Raw genomic sequence first — 11,269 nt, forward strand, 5'->3', positions numbered from 1 at the left:
TGACCGGGCAAAACCGACAGCGAACGAAGCAGAAAGGACCAGAAATAACAAGGCCGGGCAGAACGTCCGGCCAGGAGCAACCTGCCGTGCGCGCCGCGCAAACGGCGGCACGCATGCGGTCGACGCGGTCGAACGGTCGTCAGACCGCCATCACCGTCACCGACTTCGTGACGAGATACGGCTCCAGCGCTTCCGGCCCGCCTTCCGACCCGTAGCCCGAATCCTTCACGCCGCCGAACGGCATTTCCGGCCACGGCGTCGCGGGCTGGTTGATCCACAGCATCCCGACCTCAAGACGCTGCGTCAGCAGGTGCACGTTCGCGAACGAACGAGTGAACGCGTAGCCGGCCAGCCCGAACGGCAAACGGTTCGCTTCGGCGATCGCGTCCTCGAGCTTGTCGAAACCGCGGATTGCGGCGACCGGGCCGAACGGCTCGTTGTTGAACACGTCCGCTTCGAGCGGCACGTTCGCGATCACGGTCGGCGCGAAGAAGTTGCCTTCCGAGCCGATCCGTTCGCCGCCGGTCTCGATGCTGGCGCCGACCTTGCGTGCGTTGTCGACGACCGACGCCATCGCGGTCAGCCGGCGCGGGTTTGCCAGTGCGCCGAGCGTCGTGCCTTCCTCGAGGCCGTTGCCGACCTTCAGCCCTTCGGCGTGCTGGACCAGCGCGCGCGTGAATTCGTCGCGGATGCTGTTGTGCACGAGGAAACGCGTCGGCGAAATGCACACCTGGCCCGCGTTGCGGAACTTCGCGCCGCCGGCGGCCTTCACCGCCAGCGCGACGTCCGCATCCTCGGCGACGATCACCGGCGCGTGGCCGCCCAGTTCCATCGTCGCGCGCTTCATGTGCTGGCCGGCGAGCGCGGCGAGCTGCTTGCCGACCGGCGTCGAGCCCGTGAACGTCACCTTGCGGATCACCGGATGCGGAATCAGGTACGACGAGATTTCCGCCGGATCGCCGTACACGAGGCCGATCACGCCGGCCGGCACGCCCGCATCGACGAACGCGCGCAGCAGCGCGGCCGGCGATGCCGGGGTTTCTTCCGGCGCCTTCACGAGGAACGAGCAGCCGGTCGTGAGCGCGGCGCTCAGCTTGCGCACGACCTGGTTGACCGGGAAATTCCACGGCGTGAACGCCGCGACCGGGCCGACCGGCTCCTTCACGACCGTCTGCTGTGCGCCGAGATTGCGGGGCGGCACGATCCGGCCGTACACGCGGCGGCCTTCGTCGGCGAACCATTCGATGATGTCGGCTGCCGACAGCACTTCGACGCGTGCTTCCGTCAGCGGCTTGCCCTGCTCCTGCGTCATCAGCTGCGCGATCGTGTCGGCGCGTTCGCGCACCAGCGCCGCGGCCTTGCGCATCGTCGCCGCGCGCTCGTGCGCGGGCACCTTGCGCCATGCTTCGAAACCGCGCTGCGCCGCAGCCAGCGCGCGATCGAGATCGGCGATGCCCGCGTGGGCCACCTTGCCGATCGTCTTGCCCGTCGCCGGATTCACGACGTCGATCGTCTTGCCGCTCGCGGCATCGACCCACTCGCCGTCGATCAGCAGTTGTGTATCCGTATAAGTCACGTTAGCCATCCAGACACCCCAGTTTTACGTCGATAAAACGCGCGCTGCCGCAAACGGCCGCGCGCCGGTTGACAGAAAGAGCCGCGTTGCCGGGTGCGCTGCATCCGGCAATGTTCGACGACGGGCACGCGGCACGCCTGCCCGTCGTCATCCGCCATGTTCGGCCGCGCTCAGCGCGCGGCCGCCGTCGCCTTGCGGAGTTTCGCGACGTCCGCCGCCTGCACGGCCGGCGCGTTGTTGTTCCAGCCGGCGCGCATGAACGTCAGCACGTCGGCGATCTGCCGGTCGTTCAGCTCGTTCGCGAACGCCGGCATCGGGTACGCGGACGGCACGCCGCCGATCACGAGCGACTCGCTGCCGTTCAGCGTCACGTTGATCAGCGACGATGCATCGGCCTCGAGCACGTTCGGGTTGCCGGCGAGCGGCGCGAGCAGCGGCGCGTAGCCGCGGCCGTCCGCGCCATGGCAATGCAGGCAGTAAGCGTTATACACCTTTGCGCCCGGATCGTTCGCCGGCCGGCCCAGCGCGACCTGCGTCGCCTTCGGATCATAGCGGTAAGGCGGCGCGCCCGTGCCGCCCGCCGCCGGCAACGACTTCAGGTAGCGGGAAATCGCCGCCAGATCGTCGCCGGTCAGCGCCTGCGTGCTGTGGTTGATCACGCTGACCATCGAGCCGAACGCGGTCGCATGCCGGTTCGCGCCGGTCTTCAGGAACTGCGCGACCTCCGCGTCGCTCCAGCGTCCGAGCCCCGTATTGGGCTCGCCGGTCAGGTTCGACGCGAACCAGTTGTCGATCGGCGCGCCCGACAGGAACGCCGCGCCACCTTCGTCCAGCGCCTTCTCCTGGAAACCGGCGCCGCGCGGCGTATGGCACGACCCGCAATGCCCGAGCCCCTGCACGAGATACGCGCCGCGGTTCCACATCGCATCCCTTGACGGCTTGTCGGTGTACGGCTTCGTGTCGAGGAACACCGCGTTCCACAGCGCCAGCGGCCAGCGCATGTCGAGCGGCCACGGAATCTCGGACGCACGGTTCGCCTGCTTCACGGGCTCGACGCCGTGCATGAAGTACGCGTACAGCGCCTTCACGTCGTCGTCGCGCAGCTTCGCATACGACGGATAAGGCATCGCCGGATACAGGCGATGGCCGTCCTTCGCAACGCCCAGGCGCAGCGCGCCCGCGAACTCGGCTTCCGTATAGCCGCCGATGCCTGTTTCCGGGTCGGGCGTGATGTTGGTCGTGTAGATCGCGCCCATCGGCGTGACCATCCTCAGGCCGCCGGCGAATGGCGTGCCGCGCGGCGCGGTGTGGCACGCCACGCAGTCGCCCGCCTTCGCGAGATACGCGCCGCGTGCAACCAGCGCGCCGTCGGCCGGCGCCGATTGCGCGGCATGCGCCGCCGGGCCGGCCATCAGCGCGGAGAGCGCGATCATCGATGCGCGGAGCGTATGAGCGACGCGGTTCAAGCGGTTCAGGGTGGGGTTTCGCATGGTTCGACCCTCTCCTCAGGCCGTCTTCAGCTGGCTGCCGACCGGCAGCTTGCGCAGCCGCTTGCCGGTCGCGGCGAAGATCGCGTTCGACAGGGCCGCCGCGGTAGCCGCCGTACCCGGTTCGCCGATTCCGCCCGGCGCCTCGCCGCTTTTGACGAGGTGAACCTCGATCGGCGGCGTCTCGTTGATGCGCATCATCCGGTAGTCGGTGAAGTTGCTCTGCACGACGCGGCCGTCCTCGATCGTGATCTCGCCATACAGCGCGCCCGTGATCCCGAAGATGATGCCGCCCTGCACCTGCGCCTCGATCGTGCCCGGATTGACGGCCATCCCGCAGTCGACCGCGCACACGGCACGCTTGACCTGCACTTCGCCGTCCGCCACCGCGACGTCGATGACGATCGAGAAGAAGCTGCCGAACGCGTGCATTACCGAGACGCCGCGCCCTTGCCCCTTCGGCAGCGGCGTACCCCACCCGGCCGCCTTCGTCGCGACGTCGAGCACGTTGCGCGCACGCGGCGTCTTGTCGAGCAGCGCGCGACGGTATTGCACCGGGTCGGTCTTGGCCTGTGCGGCCAGTTCGTCGATGAAGCTCTCGACGACGAACGTGCTCCGCGTCGGCCCGACGCCGCGCCAGAACGCGGTCGGGATGTGGCGCGGCTCCTGGCGTACGTAGTCGACGAGCTGGTTCGGCAGGTCGTACGGAAGGTCGTTAGCCACCTCGACCGCGTCGGGATCGACGCCGTCCTTGAACGCCGGCGGCGCGAAGCGCGCGATGATCGACGAGCCGACGATCCGGTGCTGCCACGCGACCGGCTTGCCGTTCGCGTCGAGGCCGGCCGAGATCTTGTCGTAGTAGTACGGGCGGTACATGTCGTGCTGGATGTCTTCCTCGCGCGTCCACACGACCTTCACCGGCGCGTTGACCTGCCTGGCGACCTTCACGGCCTGCCCGATCATGTCCGTCTCGAGCCGCCGGCCAAAGCCGCCGCCAAGCAAATGGTTGTGCACGACGATCCTGTCGGGTGCCAGCCCCGTGAGCCGCTGCACCGTATCGCGCGCCCGTGTCGGCACCTGCGTGCCGACCCAGATCTCGCAGCCGTCGGCGCGCACCTGCACCGTGCAGTTGACGGGCTCCATCGTCGCGTGTGCAAGGAACGGCTGTTCGTAGACGGCATCGACACGCGTCTTCGCGTTCGCGAACGCCTTGCCGACGTCGCCCTCCTTGCGCGCGACGGCACCCTTGCCGTTGGCTGCGGCTTGCGCGAGATCCGCGACGATGTCCTTCATCGACACCTTCGCGTCCGCGCCTTCGTTCCATTTGACGACGAGCGCCGCCGCGCCGCGCTTCGCGGCCCACGTGTGATCGCCGACCACCGCGACCGCGTTGTCGACGCGCACCACCTGGCGCACGCCGGGAATCTTCTTCGTGGCCGACTCGTCGACGCTCGCAACCGTGCCGCCGAACACCGGGCTGTTCACGATCACCGCGTACAGCATGCCCGGCAGGCGCACGTCGAGCCCGAACCGGGCGGTGCCGTCGACCTTCTCCGGCGAATCCAGCCGCTTCACCGGCTTGCCGATCAGCTTGAAATCGGCCGGCTGCTTCAGCGCGACGTCCTTCGGCACCGGCAGCTTCGACGCGGCGTCGGCGAGCTGGCCGTACGAAGCACGCCGGCCGCTCGGCGGGTGCCGCACTTCGCCGTTTTCCGCGCGGCAGGCGGCCGGATCGACATGCCATTGCTTCGCCGCCGCCGCAACCAGCAGCGTGCGAGCGGTCGCGCCTGCACGGCGCAGCGGCTCCCACGCGTAGCGCACCGACGTCGAGCCGCCCGTCAGTTGTCCGCCGAGCAGCGGATCGAGGAACAGCTTCTCGTTCGGCGGCGCATGGTCGAGCGTGACGCTCGACAGCGGCACCTCGAGTTCCTCGGCGATCAGCATCGGCAGCGCCGTGTAGACGCCCTGGCCCATTTCCACTTTCGGCATCACCAGCGTGACCTTGCCGCTGCGGTCGATCTGCACGAACGCGTTCGGCGCGAATACGCCGGCACGCGCGCGTTCGTCCGCGTCGCCGCCGATCACCGAGCGCCGCGCGTCATCGCCCGCCGCCGGCATGCTGAAGCCGAGCAGCAGGCCGCCGCCCGCGGCCGCGCCGAGCGACATGCCCGCCTTGAGAAACGAACGGCGCGACACGCCCGCGCCGGCCCGACCTGCGTCGATCAGTCCTCGCGACATGTCAGTTCCCCTTGGCGGCGTGCTTCACGGCCGCGCGAATCCGGTTGTACGTGCCGCAGCGGCAGATGTTGCCGGCCATCGCCGCGTCGATGTCGGCGTCGCTCGGGTTCGGGTTCGAGGCGATCAGCGCCGTGGCCGCCATCACCTGCCCGGACTGACAGTAGCCGCACTGGACGACGTCGAGCTCGCGCCACGCGTCCTGGACCTTCTGCCCGGCCGGCGTCGCGCCGACGGCTTCGATCGTCGTGATCCTGCGGCCCGCGACGGCCGCGACCGGCAGCACGCACGAACGCGCCGCAACGCCGTCGAGATGCACGGTGCACGCGCCGCATTGCGCGATCCCGCAGCCGAATTTCGTGCCGGTCAGGCCGACGACGTCGCGCAGGACCCACAGCAGCGGCATGTCGTCGGGGGCGTCGACCGTGCGGTTCTCGCCGTTGATGTTGAGGGTGACCATTCAGCCTCCGGGTCCGGTGTATCGGGGAAGCGGCGCGACCGGCGCGCCGGGTTGTTCATCGCCACTGCTCGGCACGCAGCGGCTGCCGTGCGGCCCGTCGGACGAGCCGCGGCGGTGATTCAATGCGGGTTATTCGGCCGCGTCGATGCCCGACAGCACCTTGATGACGGGCGGCACCGAGAACCAGTCGGCCGACTTGATGCGAAACGCGGTGAAGTGCGGGCTCGCGAGGTGCGCGTCGAACGCGGCCTGGTCGTCGTAGATTTCGAACAGGTGCAGTGCCGGCGAGCCGTCCTGTTCGCGGAACAGGTCGTAGCGGCGGTTGCCGGGTTCGACGCGGGTCGCCGCGACCATGCTGCGCAATTCGGCCTCGACGGCCTGCGCGTGTTCGGGTTTCGGAAACACCGAGGCCATCACATAAAGCGCCATGTTTTTCACTCCTTGGGGAAATGGAATCGAGCATGCCATAGGCCGGCGTCGGGTGACGCCAGCGTGCAAACGGACGCGTCGCGTCAGGCCAGTTCGTCCGGCCCCACGCGCACGACGACCTTGCCGAAATTCCTGCCGGCGAGCAAGCCGATCAGCGCATTCGGCGCATCGGCGAGATCGGGAACCACGTCCTCGAGCGCCTTCATCTTGCCCTGCGCGATCCACTCGCTCATTTCCTTCAGGAACGGCGCGTAGCCGGTCGCATAATGATCGAGAATGATGAAACCCTGCATCCGGATGCGCTTGCGCAGGATCGTGCCCATCAGCGCGGGCACGCGGTCACGGCCGCTCGACACCGCGGTGTCGTCGTATGCCGCGTCGTTGTAATGCGCGATGATTCCGCACACCGGCACGCGCGCATGATCGTTGAGCAGCGGCCACACCGCGTCGAACACGGCGCCGCCGACGTTTTCGAAATAGACGTCGATGCCGTTCGGGCAGGCTTCCTTCAGCCTGGCCGCGAATTGCGGATCGCGATGATCGATGCTGGCGTCGAAGCCGAGCGCGTCCTTCACGTACGCGACCTTGTCGGCGCCGCCCGCGACACCAATCACGCGGCAGCCCTTCAGCTTCGCGATCTGGCCGACCACCGCGCCGACCGCCCCGCTCGCGGCGGCGACGACCACGGTTTCGCCGGGCTTCGGCTCGCCGATCTTCAGCAACCCGGTGTATGCGGTGAACCCCGGCATGCCGAGCACGCCGAGTGCCTGCGACGGATGCGCGAAGTCAGGGCCGAGCGGAATCAGATCGCTGCCGTCGGACAGCGAATAGTCCTGCCAGCCACCGCCCGCGACGACCAGGTCGCCTTCGCGATACGCACTCAGGTTCGAGGCGACGACACGGCTGACCGTGCCGCCGACCATCACGTCGCCGAGTTCGACCGGCGGCGCATACGATGGCGCGTCGCTCATCCGGCCGCGCATGTACGGATCGAGCGACAGCCAGACCGTGCGCAACAGCACCTGGCCGGCGCCTGGCACCGGCACGTCGACGGTCTCGCTACGGAAGTCGTTCGGGGTGGGTGCGCCGACCGGGCGCGCGTTCAGGATGATTCTGCGGTTTGCTGCCTTGCTTTGCGGCATGGGAACCTCCGTCAACAGGAATGGACGTGCCACGGGCACGATCGGATCAACGTTCGACCACCGTGATGCGCGCGGCCGCGGCCGTGCCGGCGAATCAGCCGGCGGAGCCGCAGCCTCGCGGGTCACGCAATGGGACTTCAGTGTGAGTAGACCGGTCGTCTAGGGCTCACGTAAAAACAAGGCGCGCCTGTGCGCGCCCGGGTTACGACTGCGCTCCATCTGGCTCGACGGGCGGCAGGTTCAGCATCCGCCGTGTTTCGAGCATCGCGCGCTCAAGCGGCGCGCGGTTGCGGTGAATCTTCTCCAGCAGCGTTGCGCCAAGCCACAGTTCGTAGAGAATCGCCGCCGAATGGGCCGGATCGTCGACGCCGCTCAGCGAACCGTCGGCCAGCCCGGCCTCGATCCCGCCCGCGAGCCGCTCGATGATCTGGCCGGTGCCGCGCCGCAGGACCGCGCGCATCGCCTCCGACAAGTCGGACACTTCCGCGCCGAGCTTCACCGCAAGGCACTTGCCTTCCGGATCGTCCGCGCACTGCGTGTGCAGCCAGTTGCCCCAGTACGTCATCAGCCGCTGCGCGCCCGTGCCGGCCTGATGCTTGAGCAGGTTGTCGAGATGCTCGAGATAGCCTTCGAAATACGATTCGAGCAGCGCCTCGCCGAATGCCTCCTTCGAGCCGAAGTAATGGTAGAACGAGCCCTTCGGGATGCCCGCCGCGGCGAGAATCTCGTTCAGACCGACCGCCGAGAACCCCTTGTGGAGCATGATCGGCTTCGCGATATTCAGGATGTGCTGGCGGACTTCGGCGCCTGAAGATGCATTCATGATGGCGTATGTTAGCAACGATTAGACCGGTCGTCTAGTAACGTCGAGCCGGCGAATTGAGCGGCACTTTACCTGAATCGCACCGCGTCGCGGATGCGTTGTCGCCGCACCGTCGCGCCCATGTCACGCAGGCTTCGGAGCGCGCTTCCTGGCGACCGGTTTCGCCGCACGCAGGCTGCCGCCGGCAGGTCGACCCGGCGCCCGGCGCACGGGCGCGCGGGCCGCGCGTTCGGCTCGCAGCGCGTCGAGCTCGCCGACATACGCGGCATTGGCCGCGCGAGCGCCGTCGAGCTGGCCTTCGAGCATGCCGCAGCGGTGTTGCGTGTCGGCCAGTTGCGCCTGCAGCGCCGCGAGATCCTTGCGGTGCTGCGAATCGCGCTGTTCGGCGCGCGTGGTGGCCGCGTCGAGTTCCTTTTGCAGCCGTGCGGCCGCGAGCCGTTCGCGGTCGATCTCCTGAAGCGCCCGTTTCTCGGATGCGCGCAAGCGCTCCTCGGCCCGGCCTGCATCGTCGCGCAGCCGGTCGAGCTGCGACGTGAAATCGGCGCGCGCCTGCGCGAGCGCGCGATCGGCTTCTGCATTGTCCAGCTTCAGCCGTTCGACTTCCGCTTGCAGCGCGCGGCGCGACGCTTCGTCGGCCGCCCTTGCCTGCTCGAGTTCCTGGATGCGCACCTGGGCCGCCAGCAACGCGCTCGTGCGTTGCTCCAGCGCGGTTTCGGTGCGGGACAGGTCGGCTTGCAGTGCGGCGACTTCCGCTTTCGCCGACGTCCGCTCGGCTTCGACTTCGGCGCGCAGTGCATCGAGTGCCGCGGCGGCATCGGTACTCGAACGGCTCCACAACGCAGCGACCAGTTCGCCCGCTGCCGCCTGCAGATCGGCCGGCAAGTCCGGATGCTCGATGCGCATGCGGCTCTTTTCCCGCAACTCGACCCAGAACTCGCCGAGCACCGCCGTCGGCGTGCTCATGCTGCCCTTGCGCACGAGCTGATACAGGCGGTTCGCGGTGGGCGTGATGCCGAAGCGGAAGAACATCAACGCGCAGACCTCGCGATACAGCTCGCGGGTTTTCGGGAAATCGGCCTTCAGGCGATCGATTTCGGCGATCAGGCGGGATTCGTCGGCAACGAAGTCGGACATGGCGGTTTGGTCTGGAATTTCGTGAATAATATAACGTAAACCGTTTGATATCCAATCGCCAGCCGAGATGAATTTGACATTATTTCTATAATGTTGAGATTCGTGGAGCGCCGATGTCTTGATCGGATATCCCCTATGGCCTGCCCCCTTCGTCCGGTTTGATGTGGCGGAAAGCGGCCAGCAGCGAAAGGTCATATACGATCTTCAGCACACCGCATGCGACCAGCGGCGCGCCAAGCCAGCCAAGGCCGAACAAGCCGCCAGCCAGCGTCGGTGCGATCGCGGCCGCGAGGCTGCGCGGCACGGACGTGAAGCTGGCGGCGGCCGGGCGCTCCATCGGCGTGACGACGGCCATCACATAAGCGGTTCGCGTCGGCACGTCCATTTGCGACAACGCGCTGCGCATGAGCAGAAGCGTCAACGTCAGCGGCAGCGACGGTGCCAGCGCCGCGCCGATCAGACAGACGCTCGACGGGATGTGCGTGAAGACCATGGTGTTGAGCAGGCCGATCCTGCGTGAGAGCGGTGCCGCTGCGAGCTGGGAGCCTGCGGCAAGCAGTCCGGTGCAAAAGAAGAACCGGCCCGCCGCGCTCACGGAAAATCCGAAGCGCTGCATCAACCAGAGCGCCAGCAGAGAGTTGACGACGAGGCCACCCGCGAACGCGTCGACACTGAACAGCAGCGCAAGCCGCGTGACGATGCGCCGCGATGGCCCGAGCGGAGGCGTGACCGTGGCCGCGTGCGATGCCGTACGCGGCAATCGGGCGTACAGCGCGCACACCGCGAGGCCCGTCACCGCATAAACGAGAAACATCGCGCGCATCGCGGCCAGCGGCGACATCCCGGTGTGCGAGGCAAGCCAGAGCGGCAGGCCTGCAGCGAGTGCGCCCAATGCGGCCGACACGGCGCCGACCAGGCTGTAGCGTGCAAACAGCGCGGTTCGCGCGTCGCCGGTCGCCGCTTCGGCAAGACGGGCCTGCTCGAGCGGCAGGAAGAGACTGACGTCGCCTGAACTCGGGTTGAGCGTGCCGACGAAGGCCACCACGAGCAGTGGCCACAAGGTCGACAGGCTGGCGAAGCCGATGCCGGTCGCGGCCATGAGGACGGCGGCGAGCGTCAGCACCCGGCGGTGCGGAAAGCGGCTGGCCACCATGCCGACCGCGATCGTCGCGACAGCCGACCCCATCAACGTCGAGGTGCTGATCAAGCCCACGTGGACCTGCGCGAAGCCGAGCAACAGCAGATACGCGGGGAGCAGCACCGCGATGAAGCCGTCACAGAACCCGCGCAGACCACGACTCGCGAGGATGATCCACGCGGCATGCTCGACACCGGCCGGAAGGAGCCGGCGCGAAAGACGCATTGCGAACGAGATGGCCACGCGGCCGCTAGGCACGTGCATCACGCCGACACCACGCGTAGAGCGCGTCGTACATCACCATCCCGTGCCGTAGCTGCTCGTGATCGTCGGCGAAGTTCCCGGAAAGCCCGATCGAGATGGCATACAGGCCCGTCGCTTCCGGCGCGAGATCGAGCCGCCCGGTATCCGCACCGCGCACGATCGTGGCAAGCTTGAGCAAGGCCGGCTCATGCAGCTGGTATTTGTCGAGGAACGCATCGAAGCTGCAGAACTCATCATGGTGCCCGAGTTCGACACCAGGCACGTCGTACGGAATCGCGCCCGTTTCCTCCGCCATGCGCAACACGTCCGTCCCCGGGACGTAGAGGAACTCGGGGGCCTTGTCGATAAACCGGGCGATCAGCCATGGGCAGGCGATTCGATCGATCTTCGGCCGTTCACGCGTGATCCATTTCATGGCGCTCCTCCTGTCCGAATGCAGGGAAGTTCCCGTGCAATCGCTCATCAGTCGTTCACGCGCACAATCCATTGCACGGCACTGCGCCTGTCTGGCGGTGCGGAGGACGTGGACGATGTGCCCGAACGGTCAGTCGTCGTCCTCTTCGTCCTCGTCGCCGGCCGGG

The 11,269-nt window shown here is 67.7% G+C and carries 10 protein-coding genes; all 10 read right to left on the bottom strand.

Features of this window, described 5'->3' with window-relative positions; translation table 11 throughout:
• Positions 1-139: 139 nt before the first annotated feature.
• On the bottom strand, positions 140-1,585 hold the full coding sequence (locus DIE21_RS17345; RefSeq protein WP_124498853.1) for an NAD-dependent succinate-semialdehyde dehydrogenase: 1,446 nt from the start codon (positions 1,583-1,585) through the stop codon (positions 140-142).
• Positions 1,586-1,746: 161 nt separating this feature from the next.
• A complete protein-coding gene (locus DIE21_RS17350; protein ID WP_124498854.1) occupies positions 1,747-3,066 on the bottom strand; it encodes a cytochrome c in 1,320 nt (439 codons plus the stop codon).
• A gap of 15 nt (positions 3,067-3,081) precedes the next feature.
• Positions 3,082-5,301, bottom strand: coding sequence for a xanthine dehydrogenase family protein molybdopterin-binding subunit (locus tag DIE21_RS17355; protein WP_124498855.1), 2,220 nt, complete (start codon positions 5,299-5,301; stop codon positions 3,082-3,084).
• A 1-nt stretch (position 5,302) separates the two neighbouring features.
• Positions 5,303-5,758, bottom strand: coding sequence for a (2Fe-2S)-binding protein (locus DIE21_RS17360; protein WP_124498856.1), 456 nt, complete (start codon positions 5,756-5,758; stop codon positions 5,303-5,305).
• Positions 5,759-5,887: 129 nt separating this feature from the next.
• A complete protein-coding gene (locus tag DIE21_RS17365; RefSeq protein WP_124498857.1) occupies positions 5,888-6,187 on the bottom strand; it encodes a putative quinol monooxygenase in 300 nt (99 codons plus the stop codon).
• 83 nt (positions 6,188-6,270) lie between these two features.
• The gene (locus DIE21_RS17370) at positions 6,271-7,329 is read right to left on the bottom strand and encodes an NADP-dependent oxidoreductase (protein ID WP_124498858.1); all 1,059 of its coding nucleotides are present in this window, start codon (positions 7,327-7,329) and stop codon (positions 6,271-6,273) included.
• 202 nt (positions 7,330-7,531) lie between these two features.
• Positions 7,532-8,152 carry a TetR/AcrR family transcriptional regulator gene (locus DIE21_RS17375; RefSeq protein WP_124498859.1) on the bottom strand — a complete coding sequence of 207 codons (621 nt, stop codon included), beginning with the start codon at positions 8,150-8,152 and terminating at the stop codon, positions 7,532-7,534.
• A 123-nt stretch (positions 8,153-8,275) separates the two neighbouring features.
• Entirely contained in the window at positions 8,276-9,286 is a 1,011-nt protein-coding gene (locus DIE21_RS17380; protein ID WP_124498924.1) for a DNA-binding protein, read from the bottom strand.
• 133 nt (positions 9,287-9,419) lie between these two features.
• On the bottom strand, positions 9,420-10,688 hold the full coding sequence (locus DIE21_RS17385) for an MFS transporter (protein WP_124498925.1): 1,269 nt from the start codon (positions 10,686-10,688) through the stop codon (positions 9,420-9,422).
• Positions 10,675-11,103 carry a chromate resistance protein ChrB domain-containing protein gene (locus DIE21_RS17390; protein WP_124498860.1) on the bottom strand — a complete coding sequence of 143 codons (429 nt, stop codon included), beginning with the start codon at positions 11,101-11,103 and terminating at the stop codon, positions 10,675-10,677. The genes DIE21_RS17385 and DIE21_RS17390 overlap by 14 nt, the downstream gene beginning before the upstream one ends.
• Positions 11,104-11,269 lie beyond the last annotated feature (166 nt).

This window comes from Burkholderia sp. Bp9140, from assembly GCF_003853425.1.
Lineage (GTDB): Bacteria > Pseudomonadota > Gammaproteobacteria > Burkholderiales > Burkholderiaceae > Burkholderia.